General features: G+C 66.9%; 20 protein-coding genes. 6 read left to right on the top strand and 14 right to left on the bottom strand.

All coding sequences use genetic code 11. From position 1 onward, the window contains the following. Positions 1-15: 15 nt before the first annotated feature. The 5 genes from hpf to mtrA form a co-directional block, all read right to left on the bottom strand. Entirely contained in the window at positions 16-741 is a 726-nt protein-coding gene (gene hpf, locus ACZ9J7_RS20220) for a ribosome hibernation-promoting factor, HPF/YfiA family (RefSeq protein ID WP_387556967.1), read from the bottom strand. A gap of 144 nt (positions 742-885) precedes the next feature. Next, positions 886-1,770, bottom strand: a complete 885-nt coding sequence (locus tag ACZ9J7_RS20225) for a ComF family protein (RefSeq protein ID WP_476211737.1) — start codon at positions 1,768-1,770, stop codon at positions 886-888. 183 nt (positions 1,771-1,953) lie between these two features. Next, positions 1,954-3,669: an LpqB family beta-propeller domain-containing protein gene (locus ACZ9J7_RS20230; protein WP_476211738.1), complete on the bottom strand. Its 1,716-nt coding sequence runs from the start codon at positions 3,667-3,669 to the stop codon at positions 1,954-1,956. Next, positions 3,666-5,555 carry an MtrAB system histidine kinase MtrB gene (gene mtrB / locus ACZ9J7_RS20235; RefSeq protein ID WP_476211739.1) on the bottom strand — a complete coding sequence of 630 codons (1,890 nt, stop codon included), beginning with the start codon at positions 5,553-5,555 and terminating at the stop codon, positions 3,666-3,668. The genes ACZ9J7_RS20230 and mtrB overlap by 4 nt, the downstream gene beginning before the upstream one ends. After that, complete coding sequence (mtrA, locus tag ACZ9J7_RS20240; RefSeq protein ID WP_476211740.1) at positions 5,527-6,201, bottom strand: MtrAB system response regulator MtrA; 675 nt, start codon at positions 6,199-6,201, stop codon at positions 5,527-5,529. The genes mtrB and mtrA overlap by 29 nt, the downstream gene beginning before the upstream one ends. 631 nt (positions 6,202-6,832) lie before the next feature. Here mtrA and ACZ9J7_RS20245 point away from each other — a divergent pair. From ACZ9J7_RS20245 to ACZ9J7_RS20270, 6 genes are read left to right on the top strand one after another with little or no spacing between them, the layout of a single operon-like run. Beyond that, positions 6,833-7,855 carry a DUF7847 domain-containing protein gene (locus ACZ9J7_RS20245; RefSeq protein ID WP_476211741.1) on the top strand — a complete coding sequence of 341 codons (1,023 nt, stop codon included), beginning with the start codon at positions 6,833-6,835 and terminating at the stop codon, positions 7,853-7,855. After that, entirely contained in the window at positions 7,845-8,477 is a 633-nt protein-coding gene (locus ACZ9J7_RS20250; RefSeq protein WP_476211742.1) for a DUF4129 domain-containing protein, read from the top strand. Before ACZ9J7_RS20245 ends, ACZ9J7_RS20250 begins: the two co-directional genes overlap by 11 nt. Then, the gene (locus ACZ9J7_RS20255; protein ID WP_476211743.1) at positions 8,474-9,694 is read left to right on the top strand and encodes a DUF4350 domain-containing protein; all 1,221 of its coding nucleotides are present in this window, start codon (positions 8,474-8,476) and stop codon (positions 9,692-9,694) included. Before ACZ9J7_RS20250 ends, ACZ9J7_RS20255 begins: the two co-directional genes overlap by 4 nt. Next, positions 9,691-10,704: an AAA family ATPase gene (locus ACZ9J7_RS20260; protein WP_476211744.1), complete on the top strand. Its 1,014-nt coding sequence runs from the start codon at positions 9,691-9,693 to the stop codon at positions 10,702-10,704. The genes ACZ9J7_RS20255 and ACZ9J7_RS20260 overlap by 4 nt, the downstream gene beginning before the upstream one ends. After that, the gene (locus tag ACZ9J7_RS20265) at positions 10,704-11,996 is read left to right on the top strand and encodes a DUF58 domain-containing protein (protein ID WP_476211745.1); all 1,293 of its coding nucleotides are present in this window, start codon (positions 10,704-10,706) and stop codon (positions 11,994-11,996) included. Before ACZ9J7_RS20260 ends, ACZ9J7_RS20265 begins: the two co-directional genes overlap by 1 nt. Before the next feature lie 46 nt (positions 11,997-12,042). Next, on the top strand, positions 12,043-12,756 hold the full coding sequence (locus ACZ9J7_RS20270; protein WP_476211746.1) for a DUF4166 domain-containing protein: 714 nt from the start codon (positions 12,043-12,045) through the stop codon (positions 12,754-12,756). Here ACZ9J7_RS20270 and ACZ9J7_RS20275 read toward each other — a convergent pair whose 3' ends face one another. The 9 genes from ACZ9J7_RS20275 to ACZ9J7_RS20315 all read right to left on the bottom strand — a co-directional run bounded on the left by ACZ9J7_RS20275 (position 12,757) and on the right by ACZ9J7_RS20315 (position 23,396). Then, positions 12,757-13,749, bottom strand: a complete 993-nt coding sequence (locus tag ACZ9J7_RS20275) for a uroporphyrinogen decarboxylase/cobalamine-independent methonine synthase family protein (RefSeq protein ID WP_476211912.1) — start codon at positions 13,747-13,749, stop codon at positions 12,757-12,759. It lies immediately after the preceding gene. Positions 13,750-13,838: 89 nt separating this feature from the next. Beyond that, entirely contained in the window at positions 13,839-14,246 is a 408-nt protein-coding gene (locus tag ACZ9J7_RS20280) for a chorismate mutase (protein ID WP_476211747.1), read from the bottom strand. 99 nt (positions 14,247-14,345) lie between these two features. Then, positions 14,346-16,061, bottom strand: coding sequence for an ABC transporter ATP-binding protein (locus tag ACZ9J7_RS20285; RefSeq protein ID WP_476211748.1), 1,716 nt, complete (start codon positions 16,059-16,061; stop codon positions 14,346-14,348). After that, positions 16,058-17,077: an ABC transporter permease gene (locus ACZ9J7_RS20290; protein WP_476211749.1), complete on the bottom strand. Its 1,020-nt coding sequence runs from the start codon at positions 17,075-17,077 to the stop codon at positions 16,058-16,060. Before ACZ9J7_RS20290 ends, ACZ9J7_RS20285 begins: the two co-directional genes overlap by 4 nt. Before the next feature lie 2 nt (positions 17,078-17,079). After that, positions 17,080-18,171, bottom strand: coding sequence for an ABC transporter permease (locus ACZ9J7_RS20295; protein WP_476211750.1), 1,092 nt, complete (start codon positions 18,169-18,171; stop codon positions 17,080-17,082). A 128-nt stretch (positions 18,172-18,299) separates the two neighbouring features. Continuing rightward, positions 18,300-19,940, bottom strand: a complete 1,641-nt coding sequence (locus ACZ9J7_RS20300) for an ABC transporter substrate-binding protein (RefSeq protein ID WP_476211751.1) — start codon at positions 19,938-19,940, stop codon at positions 18,300-18,302. Positions 19,941-20,193: 253 nt separating this feature from the next. Beyond that, the gene (mnmA, locus tag ACZ9J7_RS20305) at positions 20,194-21,327 is read right to left on the bottom strand and encodes a tRNA 2-thiouridine(34) synthase MnmA (RefSeq protein ID WP_476211752.1); all 1,134 of its coding nucleotides are present in this window, start codon (positions 21,325-21,327) and stop codon (positions 20,194-20,196) included. Between the two features lie 132 nt (positions 21,328-21,459). Beyond that, positions 21,460-22,689 carry a cysteine desulfurase family protein gene (locus tag ACZ9J7_RS20310; RefSeq protein ID WP_476211753.1) on the bottom strand — a complete coding sequence of 410 codons (1,230 nt, stop codon included), beginning with the start codon at positions 22,687-22,689 and terminating at the stop codon, positions 21,460-21,462. Positions 22,690-22,736: 47 nt separating this feature from the next. Then, on the bottom strand, positions 22,737-23,396 hold the full coding sequence (locus tag ACZ9J7_RS20315) for a helix-turn-helix transcriptional regulator (protein WP_476211754.1): 660 nt from the start codon (positions 23,394-23,396) through the stop codon (positions 22,737-22,739). Between the last annotated feature and the right edge of the window lie 4 nt (positions 23,397-23,400).

Genomic DNA, 23,400 nt, shown 5'->3' on the forward strand with positions numbered 1-23,400 from the left:
GTGGTTGATGCCACCTTAAGCGTTGGCGGGGGCGTCGTCCGAGCGGTAGGCAAGGACCTTTTCTTCGACCACTGTGTCCCCTGGTTCGCATTCGTGGTCCAGGGTGATGACGCCGTAGGTCCAGCCGCGGCGGCGGTACACGACCGACGGCGTGTTGGTGGCCTTATCGACGAAGAGATAGAAGTCGTGGCCCACAAGCTCCATGTTGTCCACGGCGTCGTCAAGCGTCATGGATGCAGCGGGAAAGACCTTGCGCCGGATCAGCACCGGCGAATTCCCGGCCGGGATGTCGTTCTCGACATCGTAGGGGGACTTTTCCTCGGCTGCCTGCGCGGATTCGCTCCAGCGGTTGGCCTCAAGGTACAGCGGCTCGTGTGCGCTGGCGGGTTCGAGGGAAGCGGTGGCTTCACGGACAGCCTTGGGGGTGTGGCGGCCATGGTGGACCTTTTTGCGGTCCTTTGCGCGGCGGAGCCGTTCAAGCAATTTGTTGTAGGCGAGGTCAAAGGCGGCAAATTTGTCTGCGGCGCTCGCTTCGGCGCGGATTACAGGGCCCCGGCCCAGGACTGTCACCTCGACGGTCAACTGGTCGCCGGTCTGCCGGGCATTGGTCTCCTTGGAGACTTTCGTATCGACCCGCTGGATCTTGTCGCCAAGCGATTCGATCTTCGCGATCTTTTCCCCGGCGTACTCGCGGAACCGGTCTGAAACGGTCAGATTTCGTCCGCTGATCATAAACTCCATGGTGCCCTCCAAATGACTTCGGTGACACGACGGCGGCGCTTCCTTGGGCCGGGCTGTCTGACAGTCGAGCCCCTCTCCGAGCCGCCATCGAAAGGTACATTCTGTTCTTGGTACCCACCACCGACGTTAGTTCATAGCCACCTGTTATTCATCCTTTCCCGGTTTATTTTTTTCTAAGTCATGGCTCCTCCCGTGCGGTGCGGGGGCCGGAGCGGCGGGGCCGGAGGCATCGGTCGGGCGTGTCGCCGCAAGCACGACGGCGCCCCTCACCTGGGCGCCGGCGACATGCAGGGCACGGGCTGCTTCGCCGATGGTGGCGCCGGTTGTCAGGACGTCATCGATGATGATGCAGGGACGCCCCTGGACCCTTTGGCGGCTTCCCGGAGGGACCCGCATGGAACCTCTGACCCGTTGCGCGCGGGCTCCCCTGCCCAGTCCTTTTTGGCCGCCCATACGGCCGGGGAACAGGAGGCCGGGTCCTGGCTTCCTGGCCAGGACATCCGCAATTTCGAGCCCCGGCAACTGCCGTGCCGCTTCTTTCAGGAGCAGGTGGACCGGACTGAAGCCCCGGTTGAGGTAGGCGGCGGTGCCGGTGGGGACCGGAACCAGCAGGATCCCGCTGCGGCCCCGGGCTGCAGCGCTGACCGCCGCCGCAAGTGCCCTGCCCAGACTCCTGCGAAGCTGGTGCTGGCCGTGCCGTTTGAAAGACAGCAGGCCCTGGGCCAGTTCGTCCCGGTACACACCCGCGGCAACCACCGGCAGCATGATGGTCCCGTCGACGTCCATCAAAGCGGGTGCCCCGCTTTCAGCCCGGAAGGGGCTCCGGGCCAGCCGGCGGATGCGGCTGCCGCAGGATGCGCAGAGCGTGCGGTCCTCCGCACCGCAGCAAACACAGTCAACCGGCACCCCCAAGGCCAGGAGATCCGCTGCTGCGCCGGACAGCCAGTCCGCAAGGCGCAGGAGGACGGCCGCGTGCTCGTCCCGGTGCAGGGCCGGGAACGGAGGTGGCGGATGAAGGTCCGGGTCCATCCTCCGGGTATCCCGGGGGCCTGGCCCCGTTGTGCCGCCTCCGCCTGATTTGCCGTTCACTCTTCCACCATGCATCAGGTACGCCCGGCGGTCCTGGCCCCTGCGCAGCTATGTGGACAAGTCCGCCAGCGCCGGCACGCCGGAACGGGTACGGCGTGGAAAGCAAGGGCTTGGAAGCCGGCCTCAGCCCGGAAAAGCGGGATCGATTGGGCCCTTGATCTGCGGCGACCAACCGTTGCCCAGCCGCTGGAAGATCCCCTCTCCGGACTGGACATAGATATCGTCCGCACCGTTCCCGGCGCTGATGGCAACCAGCCCGGGCCAGGGAGCAAGCTGCTGCGGCTGCCCGGAGGCGAGCGAGAGAAGTTCCGGCGTGACGTTGGCCCCGGCTGCCCCCTTCATGACGACAACAGTGGTGCCATTCACCCAAACCCCCTGGTCGGGATCGCCGGCGCTGGCCAGGGTGATCGGAGCCGTCAGTTCGCGCGGCGTGCCGTCACCGGCGCGGATCACACCCGTCACCTGCACCTTGGATTTCCCGTTCTGTTCAGAGATGACCAGGGCGCGCACGCCGTCGCGCGAGATGCGGAATTCCTTCACCGTCCGGCCGGCAAGCCACGACGGCGCCAGCGTCACCGACGGGACAGGCGCCCCTTCGGCCACGCCGGTGGGGTGGAACGCCACGACTTCGGTGGCGCCGGAACCCCCGGGGCCCGCCGTCCACACCCAGTCGCTGACGCTGAAGGACGGCCTGCTGAGGGTCGCGCGTGTGGTCAGGGCACGCGCAGGTTGCCCCGGGCTAATGCTGTAAAGCGTGGTGCGGCCGTCGTTGAGGAAGGCTGCCGTCTGCGACACCGGAGATTCTGCCGGATAGCGCGGGTTGAGGGCCGAGACCGGCTGCATGTCGGGCAACGGTGAAACCCGGTTGTTCTCATAACGCACCAGCTCGTTGCCACTGATGGCGATCTGGCGCGACGGCACGGTCCTGTCCAGCACCGGAGGAAGGACCGATCCGTTGTCCTCCACGCGCACCAGGTCCTGGTTGGCGCGCAGTTCAACATTGACCACATCCGGCTGGCTGCGGAAGGTCAAGGTCAGCTGCATCTGCATGCGCAGCCGGTCCTCCGCCGAGGATTCCGTCAGCTCCTTGGCGGTCAGGTCCACCTGCGCGGCCCCGGAGACCACCGGAACGGATTCACGGGCCAGCTTGATGCCAGAAGGGAACGCGCTGGCGACGGCGCCGCGCAGGTAGGGCGCCGGACCGGACAGCAGCGCGCTGGTCATCGCTTTGACGGTCTTGTTTTTCAAGAACCAGCGGACGTCCGGGATGGCGTAGGTAAAGGTGGGGTCGTAGAAGTAGATGGGATACGCCCCGTAGATGACTTTGAACGTTTCCTCGGCGATGGCGGTCCCGTCAGGAATTGCAGAGATGCGCCACTCGCCGTCCACCTGGGTCACGGTCACGGGAATACGTTCCACGGTGCCCGGCGGCGATTGGGTGGCGATGCCGTCAGCGTCCACGGTGTAGGAGACATCGAGCTCATAGTTGAAGACGTTCTCGGTGTCCGTGGGGACAACGCGCGCCTCGCGGTAGACGAGTGCGCGTTTGTCCGGTTTCCAGGACACGGCCGATGCCTGTGTCAGGTACTGCCGCGCCACCGCGTAGTCGTCCTCGTAGCCGCTGCCGGCCCGGTAGAAGTAGTCGATGATGGTCTCGGGTGACGCGCCGGGCTGCGGAGCTGCGGGCAGGAAGACGGGGGCACTGACGTTGCCGGCGCTGCTTTCGCTGCTCTTTCCCACCGGCCCCGAGGTGGGAATCCGTGCGCAACCCGCCAGGAGGACCATCAGCAGCGCGAGCAGTGCCGCCGGGTACCTGGTATGGCGGATGCCGGCCCTCATGGTGTCTCCTCCGGGGGCTGGACCGGAGCAGGCGCGGCCGCACCTGTCTGCAGCAGCAGCATGTTCTTGTAGTCCTGTTCCGCAGGGATGGTTCCCGGCGCCCCGGGTATGGTGGCGTCCTTCGGTTCCAGCTGGACAGGCGACTCGGTAATCGCACCGTCCTGGCGCAACGGCAGGGTCAGCCGGAAGTTGGCGCCGTCGCCCTTCCTCCCCCACGCCTGCAGCCAGCCGTGGTGCAGCTTGGTGTCCTCCATGGCGATGGAGAGCCCCAGCCCGCTGCCTCCCGTGGTGCGGGCGCGGGCAGGATCGGCGCGCCAGAACCTGTCGAAGACGCGGGCGGCCTGGGCCTGGTCCATCCCGATGCCGTGGTCCCTGACGGCAACCCCTACAGCCGTTTCATTCACCGCAACGGTGACGGTCACCGGCCTGCCCTCGCCGTGCTCCACGGCGTTCAAGATGAGGTTGCGCAGGATGCGGTCGATCCGGCGGGCGTCCATTTCCACGATGACGGCGTCTTTGGGTGCCGTAAAGAGGATTTCCGAGCCGTATTCCGCAGCCACCGGGGCGGCCCCTTCGATGACGTGGGCAATGACCTGGAGGAGGTCCTCAGGTTCGGCATCGAGGACTGCTACGCCTGCATCGAACCGGCTGATTTCGAGCAGGTCCGAAAGGAGCGACTGGAACCGCTCCACTTGGTTGTAAAGCAGCTCGGCGGACCGTTTGTTGATCGGATCGAAATCGTCACGGGCGTCATAGAGCACTTCCGCAGCCATCCGGACCGTGGTCAGGGGCGTCCTCAGCTCGTGCGAAACGTCCGATACAAAGCGCTGCTGCATCTGCGAGAGCGTGGCCAGCTGGGTGATTTGCTCCTGCAGGCTGGCCGCCATGTGGTTGAAGGAGGCCCCAAGGCGGGCCACTTCGTCCTCGCCCTTTACCACCATGCGCTCCTGCAGTTGGCCGGCGGCGAGCTTTTCGGAAACCATGGCAGCGTGGCTTACCGGGCTGACCACGTTGCGCGTGACATACCAGGCCACGGCGCCGATCAGGAGGACCAGTACCGCACCGCCGGCCCAGAGGACGCTTTGGATCTCATTCAGTGTTTGCTGCGCGGTGTTGAGGTCGTAGATAAGGTACAGCTCGTAGACGGTGCCGTTGAAGGTGACCTTGTTTCCGACGGCGATGCCCGGCCGGTCTTCGGTCCCCACCGGGATGACGGTGGACGCCCAGTACTGGTCCTTGCCCGATTCCTGGACAGCCTTGCGCAGCTCCGGAGGGATGACGCTGACCGTTAGTTGGTCGGACGCGCGGGACTCGACCCAGCGGTTACGGGGTTTTGTCTGGTTGGGCATCGCTTCGAAGACATAGCGCCGCTGGATGACCGAACCGCGCCCTTCCACGGCGCTGAGGGTGTCGGAAACCAGGGTGATGACGCTGGACTGGTCGGTGACCTGGGCGCCGTCGAACGTTTCCTGCACCTGCTTGACGTTGTAGCGTGTCTCGGATTCGGCCTGCGTCAGCCGCTCCTGGAAGAGGTTGTTGGCGATCTGGTTGGACAGGTATGCCCCGACGACGGCAAACGATGTGACGGCCAGCATCAGGGTGGTGAGGACGGTTCGGAACTGCAGGGACCGGCGCCAGCGCTGCTGCAGCGCCCGGCCGAGGTACCTCAGCCCCGGAAGGAACCTGCGGACACCGGTGCCGACCAGCCGTGCCACGCGCAGCGCCACGATGAGCGCGCGGCGCTGCCAGATCCGGGCACGGAACACCACATGCCGAAGACCCGGTGCCGGTGTGCTGCCGGGCCCAGGCGCGTCGTGCGGTTCGCCGGCCGGGGAAGTCCCGTCCTGGGCGGCGGGGTCAGACCCCTGCTTTGTAGCCGACACCACGCACCGTCAATACAACTTCCGGGGCCTCCGGGTCCTGTTCGACCTTGGACCGCAGGCGCTGGACATGGACGTTGACCAGGCGGGTATCGGCGGCGTGGCGGTAGCCCCAGACCTGCTCCAGCAGCAGTTCCCGGGTGAAGACCTGCCACGGCTTGCGGGCGAGCGCCACCAGCAGGTCGAACTCCAGGGGGGTCAGGGAAATGCGCTCGCTGCCCCTGCTGACGGTGTGGCCGGCGACGTCGATGGTGATGTCCGCGATCTTCAGCGTTTCGGGGGCCTTCTGGTCGCCGGGGCGGAGGCGGGCGCGCACGCGTGCCACCAGTTCGGCGGGCTTGAACGGCTTGGGCACGTAGTCATCGGCACCGGATTCCAGTCCGCGAACGACGTCGGAGGTATCGGACTTGGCGGTCAGCATGACGATGGGGACGTCTGACTCGCCGCGAATCTGCCGGCATACCTCGATACCGTCCATGCCGGGAAGCATGAGGTCGAGCAGGACAAGGTCGGGCCGCGATGAGCGGAAAACGTCGAGTGCCTGGGCGCCGTCGGCGCAAAAGACCGGCTCGAAGCCGTCATTACGGAGGACAATTCCAATCATCTCGGCCAGCGCTTCGTCATCATCTACCACCAGAATGCGTGCCTTCATAGCTATATATTCCCTTATCGGGATGGGTTTGTCGTGTTGAGCGGCCTCCCGGCATGGCGGGACACTAGGCCGCCCGACGCCGGAACTATAGTCTTGGGGTCATGCCCAGCACGGCGGGTGCGCGCTTTTCCGGTGCGCGGCCCGTGGGGCAGGCGGACTGATATGGGGGAGGAAATCAGTGTCACCACACGAGCCGGGTCACGGGAACCCGCCGGAAGAGCCGGGCAAGGACCACAGCGATGGCGACGGCGGCCCCTCCGGTGCAGGCGCCGGCAGTCCTGGGCGGCCTGCCTGGGAGCAGCCGTGGGCGCCTCCGGCAGGACAGCCAGGCAATCCCCAGCGGCAAGGCTTGCCGGCACCCGGGTGGGACGGGAATGGAACGTGGCAGCAGCCGACGCAGCCGGCGCAGTGGCCGCAGAGCGCGCAGTACCCGAACGGGGAACCCTCACGTCCGGCAGGGACCTATCCCGGAGCGCCCTATGCCGGGCAGCCCTACAGCGGACCTTCCTACGGTGGCCAGCCCTACACGGGCTCCCCGTATAACCAGCCGCCCGGCCCGGCCGGCCCTTTTGGAGCCGGCCCTTACGGGCAACCGCGGTATGCGGCCCCGCCTAAACCGGGCATCATTCCCTTGCGCCCGCTGATGTTCGGGGAAATCCTGGACGGCTCGTTCCAGTCACTCCGGCGCAACGCCAAGGCGATGCTCGGCGCGGGCCTCCTGGCACAATCCCTGTCAGCCATCCTCGCCGCGGTGCTCACTGGACTGCTCGCAACGTCGTCCGGGTCCATTGAGGCCTGGGCGGAAACGGCCAGCAGCCGCGACGTCGCGTCGTTGGGGATTGGGCTGATGGTGACCTTTGCCGTGCTGTCCATCCTTTCCGTGTTCATGTCAGTGGTCCTCCAGGGTGCCATGGTGGTCCCTGTGGCCCGGTCCGTCCTGAACCGTCCCACCGGCTTCCGGCGCATGCTGTCGCTGGTGCGTCCGCGGATTGGAGCATTGGCCAGGCTCGCGGCGGTCCTGGTGGCGGCGGCGCTGGCTGCCACGGCGCTGTTCTTCGCCATCATCGTTCTCCTGTTCTCGAACGTCCGGGGTGCGGCGGCCCTGCTGGTCATCCCGCTGATGTTCGGTTTCGGCGCGGTGTTCCTCTGGGTGGCGATCAAGCTCATGGTGGCCCCTGCCGCCGTCGTCATCGAAGAAATCGGGGCCCTTGACGGTCTTAGGCGCTCGTGGGCCCTCACCCGGGCAAACTGGTGGCGCATCCTGGGCATCACCCTGGTGGTGGGCATCCTGGTTGCTGTCATCACCCAGGTGGTGCTGATCCCGGCAAGCCTGCTGCCCACCGTGCTGTCCGGCGTGGTCTCGCCCCATGGCGGCAGCGGACAGGACGCAACGCTGACCGTAGCCGTCAGCATCATTACCGCGGTGGTCGGTGCGTTGGTGGGCGCGGTGGGTTATGCGTTCCAGACGTCCGTGATGGCATTGCTCTACATGGACCTGCGCATGCGCAAGGACGGGTTGGATATCGCGCTGCTGCGGGACATGGAGACCGGCGCCGATCCTGACGGCATCCCGGGCCGGAAGGCCGTCGCCGCGGACCCCTACCCCTACCCCGGATACGGAACGGCGCCGGGAGCATGGCCTTATGGCCGCTGAACCGCCGGTGCTGCCCGGTGCCGACGAGGCACGGCGGTGGGCGGCAGAAGAATTGGCCAAACCTGAATACCGTGAGGCTGCCCCGTCCTGGCTGGACAGCCTCTGGCGGAACTTCCTGGACTGGCTGCAGTCCCTGGACGGCTCCCCGGGCGACGCTGCTCCGGTACCCAGCCCGGTCATTGCCCTCGTCATTGCCGCGATTATTGCAGCTGCGGTCATCCTTGCCCGTCCCCGGTTGAACGCCCGGGTCCGGCAGGCCAGGGACGTCTTCGAAAGGGAAACCGTTTTGACCGCCGCGGACTACCGGAACCGCGCTGAAACCGCAGCCGCAGCCGGACGGTGGGGGGACGCCGTCGTCGACCGTTTCCGGGCGGTGGTGCGCAGCGCCGAGAACCGGACCATTCTTGATCCGCAGCCTGGCAGGACCGCCGATGAGGCCGCGAACGCCTTGTCAGTGCCGTTCGCCGGTGAAGCCGGGCGCCTTGCCCGGGCGGCGGCTACTTTCGATGGCATCCGTTACGGGAGCCGCACAGCGGACAGCGCCGACTACCAGGACATGGTGACCCTCGATGCCGCCCTGGACGCCGCGAAGCCCGCCGCGGGCATGGTGCCGCGGCAGTGAGCGGGCCGACGACCACCGGAGCCGGGCCGGCGCAGGAAACACGGCAGTCCCCCGACGCTCGCACGGGGGGTGGAAGCCTCCGCGCCGGAAGGTTCCCGGCCTGGCTACGGCGGCACCGGGCCATCGCCGCAGCCGCGGCCGTTGTGGCAATTGCGCTCGCCCTGGTCATCGGCACGCAGCTCGCCCCCAAGGGTGACACGCTCCGCCTCTCCGTCCACAACGCAGGGCCGGAAGGCGCCAGAGCACTGGGCGAAATCCTGGGACGGCACGGAGTCTCGGTCGATACCCCCGCCCGGTTCGACGCCGCGCTGGATGACCTGCGCTCCAGTTCCTCCGCCACCCTCCTCCTTTACGACCGGTATGGCGTCCTGGACGCACAGCAGCTGGCCAGCCTGGTGGCCGCTGCCGGCCGCGTGGTGGTGGTGGCCCCCAGGCTGGAAACCCTTTCCGCCCTCGACAGCGGCATCCACCAGGCCGGCGTCGTCCCCGACGCCTCTCCAGTCCTCGACCCTGGCTGCGCCCAGCCTGACGCCGAGGCAGCGGGACAGGTGACAGGCCGGGGAGGATTTGTCTACGACGGCGGCACCACCTGTTACCGCGCGGCGGGCACCGCCGGGATGCTTGCCGTCAGCGCGGATGGACGGTTGGCCGTCCTGGGCAGCACGGCTGTCCTGGGGAACGACAAACTGGACGAGCTGGGAAACGCCGCTCTGGCGGTCCGGACACTCGGCGCCTCGCGGGACCTCGTCTGGTACCTGCCGTCGATCGAAGACGCAACGGCGGACGGAGCCGGGAAAACCCTCGACGACCTCGCACCGGGCTGGGCCCGTTTCCTGGGACCCTGGCTGCTGGTGGTGGCGCTCGCCGCCATCATGTGGCGGGGACGCCGGCATGGTCCGCTGGTGTTCGAGCCGTTGCCGGTGGTGGTCAAGGCTGTTGAGACGGCAGAGGGACGGGCACGGCTCTACCAGGACTCGCGTGCGGTCGGGCAGGCCCGGGACAACCTGCGGGCCGGCCTGCTGGTGCGGCTCGCCGGGAAACTGCGCCTTGGCCCGGGCGCCACGGCCGAGGAAACGATTGCGGCGGCGGCCCGGCTGCTTGGCACGGATCCCGCCGGCGTCCGCACGTTGATTAACGAACACCCCACAACTGAAGCCCGGCTGGTGGCCTGGTCCCAGGCCCTGGACAAACTGGAGAAAGAGGTCATGACCCGATGAGTGAACAAAGCAGTGGCCCGGGAATCCTCAACCCCGTGGGCCCCAACAGCCCTGCGGACGACGACGGCGCCCGGCAGGCGTTGCTTGCTGTCCGGCGCGAGGTGGCAAAGGCAGTGGTGGGACAGGATGCCACCGTCACTGGCCTGCTGATTGCCCTGCTTTCGCAGGGCCACGTGCTGCTTGAGGGGGTACCGGGTGTAGCCAAGACCCTGCTGGTCCGGGCCCTTTCCTCCGCCTTGAGCCTGGATACCAAGCGGGTGCAATTCACTCCCGACCTCATGCCGGGCGACGTCACCGGCTCGCTGGTTTACGACTCCCGCACGTCCGACTTCAGCTTCCGGGAAGGACCGGTCTTCACCAACCTCCTGCTGGCGGACGAGATCAACAGGACACCGCCGAAGACCCAGGCTTCGCTCCTGGAAGCCATGGAAGAGCGGCAGGTCTCCGTGGACGGGCTGTCCAGGCGGCTGCCGGCACCGTTCCTGGTGGCAGCCACACAGAACCCGGTGGAATACGAGGGCACCTATCCCCTCCCCGAGGCACAGCTGGACCGGTTCCTGCTGAAACTCACCATGCCCCTGCCCGGGCGCGGTGAGGAGATCGAGGTAATCCGACGCCATGCCGCCGGATTCGATCCCCGGGACCTGGCAGCAGCCGGCGTCCGGGCGGTGGCGGGCGTGGAAGACCTGGACCGGGCACGGGATGCAGTGGCCCGGGTAGCGGTGGAGCCGGAAATCATCGGCTACATCGTGGACCTGGTGCGTGCCACCAGGGCCGCCCCCTCCTTCCAGCTTGGGGTCTCACCGCGCGGCGCCACTGCCCTGCTCAACACCTCCAGGTCCTGGGCCTGGCTCTCGGGCCGTCCGTTCGTCACCCCGGACGACGTCAAGGCACTGGCCCTGCCCTGCCTGCGGCACCGGGTGGCCTTACAGCCCGAAGCCCAGATGGACGGAGTCAGGGTGGACGACGTCCTGGGCAGCATCCTGGCCTCCGTCCCCGTTCCCCGCTGATGGCCGTCTCGGGGCGCTTCGTGGCGGTGGTGCTGCTGGGCCTGGTGCCGGTGCTGCTGTTCCCGGGATGGCCGGCCATTCTCACCACGACCGGCGTGCTCGTTGCCATGCTGGGTACCGACCTGCTGTTTGCCGGGTCCCCCAGGCGGATGGCTGCGGTACGTGCGGAGCCGCAGAACGTCACCCTCAACAACGCGGTGGAGGCATCCCTCACGCTCCACAACGGAGGTACCCGCCGGCTCCGGGGCTCGTTAAAGGACGGGTGGCAACCTTCCGCCGGGGCGCAGGACCCGGTCCAGGACATCGACGTCCCGGCCGGCGAAAGCAGGCGGTTCGCTGTCAGGCTCCGCCCGGCCCGGCGCGGAGACCTCAAGGCACCACACGTGACAATACGGTCCTATGGTCCGCTCGGCCTGGCAGCCCGACAGCGGACCATCGACTGCCCCGGCTCGGTGCGGGTACTGCCGCCCTTCCATTCGCGCCGGCACCTGCCCTCGAAGCTGCGGAAGCTGCGCGAACTCGATGGAAAGGCCGCCGTCCAGATCCGAGGAGCCGGCACCGAGTTCGACTCCCTGCGCGACTACGTCCGTGGCGATGACGTGCGGTCCATCGACTGGCGGGCCACGGCACGGCGTTCCTCCGTGGTGGTCCGCACGTGGCGTCCGGAACGGGACCGGCGGGTGGTTATGGTCCTGGATACCTCCCGCACGTCCGCGGCGAGGATCGCCGACGAAACGCGGCTGGACACCGGGATCGAGGCTGCGCTCCTCCTGGGCGTCCTTGCCGAACGTGGCGGCGACCGGGTGGATTTCCTGGCCTTTGACCGCAGGACCCGGGCGCGTGCAGGTTCTGCGGGCCAGGGCAACATCCTGGGCCGGCTGGTCCAGGCCATGGCGCCCCTGGAAGCCGAGTTGATCGAGATGGACTGGCCGGCGGTGCCGGCGCAGGTCCGCGCCGTCTCCGCGCACCGGTCCCTGGTGGTACTGCTGACCTCGCTGGACAGCGGAGCACCCGAAGAAGGGCTGCTGCCTGTGGCGGAGCGGCTGGCGGGGCGGCACGCAGTGGTGGTGGCTGCCGTCCGCGACCCCCAGCTGGGGACCATGCTCCGGGAACGCAGCGACGCCACCGGTGTGTTCCGGGCGGCTGCCGCCGAGCGCGCACTCCTGCAGCGCGCGGCGGTTACCGCGGAACTGCGCCGCTACGGCGTCGAGGTGGTGGATGCGGAGCCCCATGACCTGCCGTCCCGGCTTGCGGACATGTACATCCGGCTCAAGGCTGCCGGTAGATTGTGAAACCGGAGGCAGACAGCGCCACCGGATGCAACAGGAGGTCCACGTCATGAGCGTCCCCATTTACCGGCAGGCCCTGGGTCCGGAGTTTTCCCGGCTGCAGCCCGAGCTGCAGGAGTACTTCTCGCTGGCCCCGGGTTCCGGGCAGTACGGGGTAGGGGAAGGAACGTTCGACGTCGTGGGGTGCCGCCAGCGGTGGCTGCGCCCTTTGCTGGGGCTGGCTGGGGGCGAGGAAGCCTTTTTCCCTGAATATGGTGAGAACATCCCGTTCCGGATCGAAAACCACGCCCACCAGGATCCGTTCGGCCGGCCCAGCCTCACAGCGCGCCGCGAAATCCGGTTTCCGGGTCGCACCAGGCTTTTCCATGACACGACAAGCGTCACCAACCGGGGCGGCAGCCCCCAGCTGGTGGACTACGTGGGACGCTACCGGCGGCTGGTTACGGACCTGAACCTGAGCGTCACGGCCGGAGGCAGACTGCGTGGCGTCTCGGAGGCGTCGAGGTTGTTCGCAGGCCCGCTTCGGGTGCCGCTTCCGGCTGCGCTGGACGCCAAGGCCTACGCCGAGCAGTGGTGGGATCCGGCCGAGGGCAGTAACGGGCGGCACCGCATCCAGGTCAAGGTCATCCAGCCGCAGATCGGCTTGGTCCTGGTGTACGCCGGGGCCTTCGACTACCGTCTGCGACCCTATGCCGGCGGCAGCTCCGCCCAAAGCTTCCTCCCCCGCTACGCCCAGCCGGACCGCTGGGAGAACAGGATCTAGCTACCCCAGCGCCCGCTGGTTCAGGCCGTCCGCCACCTGGGTGAGCCTGCCCAGGACGGCAGTGGCTTGTGCAGGTGTCTTTGCGGCCAGCCCTGCCGAAGGCGTTACCCGGACTGCGGCCAGCAGTGACGGTGGCAGTCCCAGCTGCCGCCACGGTCGCCAGATGGCCTCCACGACATCGCCAACCTTGGGCAGCGCCCCGACAGCGGCCACATCCAGGGCGCCGGCCCAGAATTGCTTGCCGGCTTCAACCGCTCCTGCCACCTGTTCCCACTGGCGGTTAGTCAGGGCCTTCAGCGGCAACGCGACGCCGTCGGCCCCGGATGTGAGCGCCAGCTCGATCGGAGCTTCGATTTCAGGGAACGACACCACAACTCCAGTGGCGCCTGCCGCGCGCAGCGCGTCCAGGACAAGGCGCCATGACTCACGTACTTCCGATGCTGCAACTGCCCGGAGGGTACGGTAACCGCTGGCCGTGGGGATTGTGCCGGCCAGCACGGCGGCAATGGCAGGTTCGTCCACCTGCACCACCAGCCGGGCGCCGGGAACGGCCGCTGCCACACGGGTAAGGTAACTGCCGACTCCGGCTGCCAGCGACGCTGCCAGATCCCGGCGGGCGCCGTAGTCCAGCAGTGCGCGTTCGCCGTTGTGCAGGTACAGGCCGGCGGCAAGGCTCAGCGGCCCCACCAGCTGAACCTTTAGTTCAGCTGGCGATACGTCTTCGGCGCCGGCGACGTCGGCCAGGACGTTCAGGTCGGTGGACAATGCCGATGCTGCCCGGCGCATGTCCTTGCCCGGGCGGTCCACGAGCCGCCAGCCGTGCGGCTGGACATCCACAGCGAGTTCTTCCAGGAGGGAGGCTGTGCGGCCCAGGGCGTCGGACCCGACACCGCGGTCCGGCAGTTCGGCCAGGAAGGGAAGGTGCGGGCTGCCAAGCTCACCGCGGATGATGCGGGCGGCTTCGAGCGGGTCGTCACCCGGCCACGGGCCCAGGCCGGTGGCGGTGACTTCCCTGGCAGTAGCTTCTTCCTGAAGGGGCGCGGCCGGACCCCGGCTGCCCCCTGGTTCGTGCTGTTCCCGGCTCACGCCAGCGCGGAGGTCTGCGGCCGCTGGCCGGACGAGGCCTGATGGTCCTCTGCGATCGCCTCGTGGTGGCGGATCACCTCACCGATGATGAAGTTGAGGAACTTCTCCGCGAACGCCGGGTCAAGGTGGGCGTCCTCGGCAAGCCGGCGCAACCGGGCAATCTGGGCCGCTTCACGTCCGGGGTCACCGGCGGGGAGCCGGTGGGTCGCTTTCAGGAAGCCCACCTTTTGCGTGGCCTTGAAGCGCTCCGCGAGAAGGTAGACCAAGGTGGCATCAATGTTGTCAATGCTGGAGCGGATGGACAGCAGTTCAGCCATCACCGATTCGTCCACGTGGCCTGCAAGCGAGCTGGCGGAGGGATCAAAATCGTCGGCGCCAGGAGAGCTGGGGGTGTGCTGCGTCATGGCTCCAGTCTATGGGAGTGGAGGGAGCCGCCGCGGGTGTGAAGCGCCGGTGCCGGCCGTCAGCCGGTACCGGCGCTTCATGCTGTGGCAAACCCGGGGTCAGATGCCCAGGAGTGCCCGGTGTTCCTCGCGCCGTTTGGCCTGTTCAGCCGGGTCAGGCACGGGCAGGGAGGCGATCAGCCGCCGCGTGTAGTCATGTTGCGGGTTGCCCATGACCTGGCTGCCGATCCCCTGTTCCACCAGCTTGCCCTTGTACAGGACGCCGACCCAGGATGACAGGATGTCCACCACTGCCAGGTCGTGGCTGATGAACAGGCAGCCAAAGCCAAACTCCTCCTGGATGTCCCGGAACAGCTCCAGGACCTTCGCCTGGACCGATACGTCCAGGGCCGACGTCGGCTCATCAGCGATCAGCAGGCGCGGGTTCAGGCTCAGGGCACGCGCCAGCGATGCCCGCTGCCGCTGGCCGCCGGAGAGTTCGTGGGGGTAGCGTCCCGCGTACGACGCCGGCAACTGGACAGATTCCAGCAACTCACCGACGCGCTTGCGCGCCTGGGCCTCGCTAGGCCTGGTGTGGATGAGCATGGGCTCAGCGATGCAGTCCCCGATGGTCAGTTGGGGGTTGAAGGAAGCCGCCGGGTCCTGGAATACGAAACCGATATCCTTGCGCAGCGGCTTGAACGTGCGCTCCCGGAGGTTCAGCATCTCGTAGCCGAGCACCTTGAGGCTTCCACCGGTGGTCCGGTTGAGCCCGGCGATGGCACGGCCGATCGTCGTCTTCCCGGACCCCGATTCCCCGACCAAGCCAAAGACCTCACCCCTGGACAGGGTGAAGCTGACGCCGTCCACGGCTTTGAAGGCCGGCGTCCCGAGCCGCCCGGGATACTCGATCACCAGGTTGTCGGCAGCAACCAACACTTCCTCATCCTGGTAGCGCCGCTCGGTGAGGCCTTCCGACGCCGAATTCCGGCCCAGGTGCGGCACTGCGGCAAGGAGGTTCCGGGTGTAGTCCTGCTTTGGTTCAGCAAAAAGCGTCTTCGCGGTGGCTTCCTCCACGATGTCGCCCTGGTACATCACCACCACGCGGTCCGCCAGGTCCGCCACCACGCCCATGTTGTGCGTGATCAGCACGATGGATGTGCCGTACTTGTCCCGCAGGTCCCGGAGGAGTTCCAGGATTTCCGCCTGCACGGTGACATCCAGGGCGGTGGTGGGTTCATCGGCCACAATGAGTCCCGGGTTCAAAGCCAGGGCTGCGGCGATCACCACGCGCTGCTTCTGGCCACCGGAAAACTGGTGCGGGTAGTAATTGACGCGGTGCCCGGGGTCCGGGATACCGACTTTGCCCAACGCCTCAATGGCACGGGCCTTGGCTTCCTTCGCCGATACCCGTCCCCCGCCGTTGGCGTTGGCGTGGGCGCGGATGCCCTCGGCGATCTGCCATCCCACGGTGAACACGGGGTTCAGGGCGGTGGATGGTTCCTGGAACACCATGGCTACGTCCCGGCCGCGGATCTGGCGCAGCCGGCCGGGGCTGAGGCTGATGACGTTGGCGCCGTTGATCAGCACGGCGCCGGAGCTCACCGCCGTTTCCGGAAGCAGGCCCAGGATGGTCTTGGCGGTGACGGTCTTTCCGGAACCGGATTCCCCCACGATGGCAACGACCTCGCCCGCTTTGACGTCGAGGCTGACATCCTTGACGGCGTATACATCGCCGCCGTCGGTAGCGAACGTGACCTTCAGGTGATCGATATCGAGGACTGTCTTCCGTTCCGGGTCCTGCCGGCCCGGCAAGGGATCACTGTTGACGGTCATTGTGCTCTCACTTCCAGTTCAATTGCCGCCTGCGCAGCGGAGGGACCACCGTCATCCTTGCGGCCTGACCGCTTGCGGCCGCGGAGCCGCGGATCGTTGAGGTCGTTGATGCTTTCGCCCACCAGTGTCAGCCCGAGGACTGTCCAGACGATGGCCAGGCCCGGGAACAGCCCTGTCCACCAGATGCCGGACGTAGTGTCGGCGAGCGCCTTGTTCAGGTCGAAGCCCCATTCCGCTGCCGAGCTGGGTTCGATGCCGAAGCCCAGGAAGCCCAGCCCGGCCAGGGTCAGGATGGCTTCGGAGGCGTTGAGGGTGAAGATCAGCGGCAGCGTACGGGTGGCGTTGCGGTAGATGTGGCGCGTCATGATGCGGATATTCGATGCGCCCACCACCTTGGCGGATTCGACGAAGGGTTCAGCCTTGAGCCGGATGGTCTCGGCGCGGATCACCCTGAAGTACTGCGGGATGAACACCACGGTGATGGAGATGGCGGCAGCCAGGATGCCGCCGAACAGGCTGGACTGCCCGCCGCTGATCACGATGGCCATGACGATGGCAACCAGCAGTGACGGGAAGGCATAGATGGCGTCCGCCACGACCACCAGGACGCGGTCAAGCCATCCCCCGATGTAACCGCTCACCAGGCCAAGGATGACACCGGCGAAAATGGAGAGCACAACAGCCACGATGATGACCAGGAGAGCCGTCTGGGTTCCCCAGATGACCCGGGAGAGGACGTCGTAGCCGCCGACCGTGGTACCCAGGAGGTGCTTGCCGCCGGGAGCCTGTTGGGTGGGGAAGCTGCCGTCGGCGTCCGACAGCTGCGCGAATCCGTAGGGTGCCAGCAGGGGCGCGGCCAGCGCGGTAACCAGGAAGATGCCGGTGAGGACGAGGCCCACCACCAGCATGAAGCGTTGCAGCCCGACGCTTTTGTTGAAGTGCGAAACAACCGGCAGCCGCCGGAACAGGCTCGCCCGCGGGTTGGTGACCGGTTCGAGAGTTGTGTTGGTGGACATTCCTAGTACCTCACGCGGGGGTCGATCAGCGCGGCGATGATGTCCACGATGAAGTTGGTGACGGCAACGATGACGGCCAGCAGCACCACAATGCCCTGGACGGCGACAAAGTCGCGCGCCGTGAGGTAGTTGGCCAGCTGGAAACCAAGGCCTTTCCATTCGAAGGTGGTCTCCGTCAGCACTGCTCCGCCGAGGAGGACAGCGATCTGCAGGCCCATGACCGTGATGATCGGGATGAGGGCGGGCTTGTAGGCGTGCTTGGTGACCAGCCGGAACTCGCTGACGCCGCGTGAGCGGCCGGCTTCCACGTAGTCCTTTCCGAGCGTGCCGATGACGTTGGTCCGGACCAGGCGCAGGAAGACGCCGGCGGTCAGGAATCCCAGCGCTACGGCCGGGAGGACCGCGTGGGACATGACGTCGCCGAACGCGGCCATGTTGCCGCTGCGGAGGGCGTCCAGCCAGTAGATCCCGGTGGGGGCCCCGAGCGCGGTGAGGGACAGCTCGGTCCTGGTGCCGGCGCGGCCGGCGACCGGAAGCCAGCCCAGCCATACGGAAAACACGAGCTTGAGCAGCATGCCGGCGAAGAAGACGGGGGTGGCGTAGAACAGGATGGCCAGGATCCGGAGCACCGCGTCCGGCAATTTGTCACGGAGGTGGGCCGCAACCATGCCCAGCGGAATCCCAACGACCAGCGCGACGATGAGGGCGTTGATGGCCAGCTCAAGAGTTGCCGAGCCGTAGGTGGTCAGCATCTCGGTCACTTTGCGGTTGTCCGAGAGGGTGGTGCCGAAGTTCCCGGTGACCAGTTGGCCCAGGTACTCAAAGTACTGCACCAGCAGGGGCCGGTCGTAGCCGGCGGCATGGATGCGTTCCTGCAGTTGGTCCGGAGGGAGCCGGCCGCCCATGGCGGCCGTGATGGGGTCTCCGGTGATCCGCATGAGGAAGAACACCATGGTGACGAGAATGAGGATGGTGGGGAAGATCAGCAGGAAGCGGACCAGGATGTACTGGCCCAGTCCACCGCCTGACTGCTTTTTCTTGGATGGAAGGAGAGCGTCGGCGTCACTGGGTGGCGCGTCAATCAAAGTTGTCATCGGTACCTGGATTCGTGGTGACCGGGAGCCAGCATTCCCCTCGGTGCTGGCTGGTGACGGGCGAAAGGCGGGACGCCGTTGCGGCGTCCCGCCTCTGGGCCGTCAGAGCCCGATGGGGGGTGGAGTGCTTACTTGGACAGGACGCCAAGGCGGGTCTTGAAGGACGGATCAAGCGTCTTCTCGACACCCTTGACGTCCTTCCCTGCCACCAGCAGCTGCGAGCCCTGGAGCAGCGGCAACGTCGAGAGGTCCTTGGCAACAGCCGTCTGGACGTCACCAATCAGCTTCTGCCGTTCAGTCTTGTCCGGGGTGGTGAGCTGCTTCTGCACGAGGTCCGTGACAGTGGGGTTCTCGTAGTGGTTCTTCAGGAAGTTGCCCGGGATGAAGAACGGCGTGAGGTAGTTGTCCGCATCCGAGTAGTCCGGGAACCAGCCCAGCTGGTATACGGGGTAGGCGTCAGCGGTCCGGGCCTTGGAGTAGGTCACCCATTCGGTGGACTGCAGGTCGACCGTGAACAGGCCCGATTTCTCCAGCTGTTCCTTGACCATGGCGTACTCGTCACCGGAGGACTTGCCGTAGTGGTCCGGGTTGTACTGCAGCTTGATGTTCACCGGGCCGGTAACACCGGCATCGGACAGGGCCTTCTTGGCCTTGTCCAGGCTGGGCTTGCCGCTGCCGTCGCCGTACAGGTCCTTCATCGGCTGGGTTGCGCCGGGCAGGCCATCGGGGACAACGGAGTACGCCGGGACATAGGTGCCCTTGTAGACCTGGTCGGAGATGGCCTGGCGGTCCACAATGTCAGCCATGGCCTGGCGGACGGCGAGTGCCTTCGCCGGGTTGGCTTCGGGAGTCTTGGCTCCGAAAGGCATGGTGTCGAAGTTGAAGACGATGTAGCGCAATTCGCCGCCCGGGCCCTTGTAGACCTTGACCTTGGAATCCTTGTCCAGGTCTGCCGCGTCCGTTGCCGTCAGGCTGCGGCCGGCAACGTCGATGTTGCCGCCCTGGACATCCAGCTTGAGGTTGTTGGAGTCGGCGTAGTACTTGATGACCGCACTGTCATTGGCCGGCTTGCCCAGCAATCCGCTGTAATCCGCGTTCGCCTTGAGGCTGACCAGTTCGTTCTTCTTGTACGAATCAATGGTGTAGGGCCCGGCGAAGGGCTTGGCAGCAACGATGTCCTCGTCGCTCATCACCTTGTCGGCCGGGAAGACTTCCTCGTCGATGATGGGCCCGGTGTTGGTGCCCAGGACGCTCGGGAACACCTGGTCGTTGCCCGCCTTGAGGTTGAAGACCACCGTGGTGTCATCCTTGGCGTCAACAGACTTGAGGTTGGAGAGCAGTGACGCGGGCCCGTTGGGATCATTGATCTTGAGTACCCGGTCGTAGGAGAACTTCACGTCCGAGGCGGTCAGCGCGTGGCCGTTGGCAAACTTCAGGTTGGGCTTGAGCTTCACCGTAAATTCGGTGGGCGCGGTGAAGGACGCCGACTCCGCAATGTCCGGGCTGACCTCGGCAGAACCGGGCTTGGAGTTCATCAGGAACGGGTAGACCTGGTTCATGACCAGGAAGGAGCCTGCGTCGTAGGAACCGGCGGGGTCGAGGGTGACGACCTTGTCCGTCGTTCCGAAGGTGATGGCACCGCCGCCGCTGCCGCCGCTGGCCGTGCCACCGCCGCCGCCGCCCGATGGCCCGGTGCAGGCTGTCAGGGCCAGGGCGGAGATGCCTGCCAGCGCGATGGCGCGGTGCAGGGCCGTTGTGCTCTTGATCATCTGTGAACTTCTTTCCGATGAGTACGCGCACGCCCGCGGTCACAGGTTGGTAGCCCCAGACGCCGGCGTGCAGTGCTGATTCCTAGATTGAATCAGAGAGTCAGCCCTCAGGACTGCCGTTTCTGTGAGTTCCAACACAAAATTTTCTTAAAAGTTACCCGGCAGGGTGCAACAGACCCCGACGAGGCAGGAAACCCGGGCATGACAAAAGCACCACCCCGGTCGGCTCGGGGTGGTGCTGAAAAGGGTTGGGTTAGGGCGTTGCCCGCTGCAGGGACCGGGCGACGTCGATGGTGGCCTGGCCCAGCACACGGCTGCCCTGGTACAGCACTACCGTCTGGCCCGGCGCCACGCCGCGCAGCGGGGTCACCAACCGGACAACCAGCCCGGTGCCGGCCTCGCCGGCCGCATTGGGTTCCATCCAAGCCGTGGCCGGGACCGGATCCCCATGCGCCCGCACCTGCGCGTAGCAATCGAATTCGGCTCCGGACTCCACCTCGGCGATGGGAAGCCCGGCCCAGGAAACCTTGATGCCGCGGATCTCATCGATGGCCAGCAACGCCTCCGGACCCACCACCACTTTGTTTTCCTTCGGCCGGATTTCCAGGACGAAGCGGGGCTTGCCGTCTGCAGCCGGGGTTCCGAGCTTGAGCCCGCGCCGCTGGCCGACAGTGAAGGCGTTGGCCCCGGGGTGCTCCCCCACCTTGGCGCCGGTCTCATCCACAATGTCGCCGGTGGTCATCTCGATCTTTTCGGCAAGCCAGCCGGCGGTGTCGCCGTCGGGAATGAAACAGATATCGTGGCTGTCCGGCTTGTTGGCAACGGAGAGGCCCCGCCGCTCCGCCTCTGCCCGCACCTCGGCCTTTGACGGGGTGTCCGCCAGCGGGAACATGGAGTGCTTGAGCTGTTCGTGCGTCAGTACTCCCAGGACATAACTCTGGTCCTTGGCCCAGTCGGCCGCACGGTGCAGTTCCCGGTTGCCCTGGGCGTCCTCGATGACCTTGGCGTAGTGGCCGGTGCAGACGGCGTCGAACCCCAGGGCAATGGCCTTCTCCAGCAGGGCGGCGAACTTAATCCGTTCATTGCAGCGCATGCAGGGGTTCGGGGTCCGGCCGGCGGCGTATTCGTCAATGAAGTCCTGGACGACGTCTTCCTTGAAGCGCTCGGAGAAGTCCCATACGTAGTAGGGAATGCCCAGCACATCGCAGGCCCGCCAGGCATCCCGGGAGTCCTCGATGGTGCAGCAGCCGCGGCTGCCCGTGCGCAGGGTGCCCGGCATTCGCGAAAGGGCCAGGTGGACGCCGACGACGTCGTGCCCGGCTTCCACCGCGCGGGCGGCGGCAACAGCGGAGTCCACTCCGCCGCTCATGGCTGCTAGTACTCGCATGCTGGCTTTCTGTCGGGGGATGCTTGCTGTCCGGGGCCGTGCTGGACGCATCGGCGGCGGAAACGATCTTCGCCTATCCATTCTACGGCGGCAGGCAAATCAGCTGGTGGCGGCGTTCGCAGCCACGGGCCTTCAGGCGCCGCGGAGGGCCTGCCGCGCCTGGGTTCCCGCGGTCTGGATCGAGGATTCATGCCCGGCCATACCGGCCTGGCGTGCCCGTGCGTATGCTTCCGGGAGCGCTGCAAGGAGGGCGTCGACGTCGGCCTCCGTGGAAGCGTGACCGAGGCTGAACCGCTGGGCACCGCGGGCCGTCTCCTCGTCCAGGCCCATGGCCAGCAGCACATGCGACGGGCGGGGCACCCCGGCCGTGCAGGCCGAGCCCGTGGACGATTCGATGCCGGCCAGGTCGAGGAGGAACAGCAGCGAGTCCCCTTCGCAGCCCGGGAAGGTGAAGTGCGCATTGCCCGGAAGCCGATGGTCGCCGGAGGCCCCGCGAAGAACCGCCTCCGGGACCTGTTCGCGGACACCGTCGACCAGCCGGTCACGCAGGGCGGCGATCCGCGTCGCTTCAGCGGGCAACGCGGCTCCGACGGCCTCCGCGGCGGCAGCGAAAGCGGCGATGGAAGCGGTGTCGAGCGTGCCGGAGCGGACGTCGCGCTCCTGGCCGCCGCCGTGCTGCACCGGTGTCAGTTCGACGGCCCGCCCCAGCAGGAGCGCGCCGACCCCCACCGGACCGCCGATCTTGTGCCCGGAAATGGACATGGCATCCAGGCCCGAATCCCTGAAGTGCAGCGGCACCGAACCGAACGCCTGGACCGCATCGGAATGAACCGGCACGCCGGCGGCGTGCGCCAGTTCCACGATGCGCCCGATCGGCTGGATGGTGCCCACCTCGTTGTTGGCCCACATGACGGTCACCAGCGCCACGGTGCCGGGGTCGCGGGAGAGTTCCTTCTCGAGGACCTCGAGGTCCACAACGCCCTCGCTGTCCACCGGCAGCCATGCCACTTCGGCGCCTTCGTGGCGCTCGAGCCATTCCACTGTGTCCAGGACTGCGTGATGTTCGACGGCGGAGCAGAGGATGCGGCGTCGCCCTGGCTCTTCTGCCACCCGGGACCAGTACATGCCCTTCACGGCGAGGTTGTCCGCCTCGGTGCCTCCGGAAGTGAAGATGACCTCCGAGGGATGGGCGCCGGCCGCGGCCGCGATGGCCTCTCTGGCGTCCTCGACGGCACGGCGCGCCCGGCGTCCGGAGCCGTGCAGCGACGACGGGTTGCCGGTCCGCGCCAGCTCACGCGTCAAAGCGGCGAGCGCGGCCGCCGAAAGGGGCGTGGTTGCGGCGTGGTCGAGGTAGGCGGGCATCCTCCGATTCTATCGCGGCCGATTGGGGTTCCTCCGGCGTGGAGCGGTCAGCCCGCGCCGGTGATCCGCGCGCAGCAGTGCCCTGCCACTGGGACAACACGCTCCTCGGTACCCCCGCAGCCCACCGCCGCACCGCGCAGGAAGGCGCCGTTCATGTCGCATACCACTGCCGCGTGGGCCCGTGAGAGCCGATGGAAGGGGCAGTTCGGCAGCAGGTATCCTCCCTCCCCGTCCGGCTCGGGCTGGTAGCCCGCTTCCGCCAGGAACTCCTCCAGGCCGGTGGAACCTTCTGCCAGTTCCCGGCCTTTTCGGAACGCGACGGCGCGCAACGACTCCCCCACCGCCAGGCCTTGTGCCTGCGCACCCTCAATGGCTGCAGCCATCAACTCCCCGGCAAGGTCGTAGTTCCGGTCCGGCACAGAGGCTCCCACTTCACTTCCAACCGGCCGGTACATCTTGGCGGGACGTCCCGAACCCGGTCCCGTCCTGCCCGCGGGCTTGTGGAATTCCACGGCCAACAGGCCGTCCTGGACCAGCCTGTCCAGATGGAAGGAGACGGTGCTGCGCGCCATGCCCGCAGCTTCAGCCACTTCGTCGCGCCCCACAGGACGCGGCGAAGCGGCGACCAGCTCGAAAAGCTGCAGCCTCTTGGCATCGGTCAGCGACGCAACGGCCGCAATCCTGTCTGCCCAGGGAAGCCGGTACATGGCA

It is taken from the genome of Pseudarthrobacter sp. TE9888, assembly GCF_056279345.1.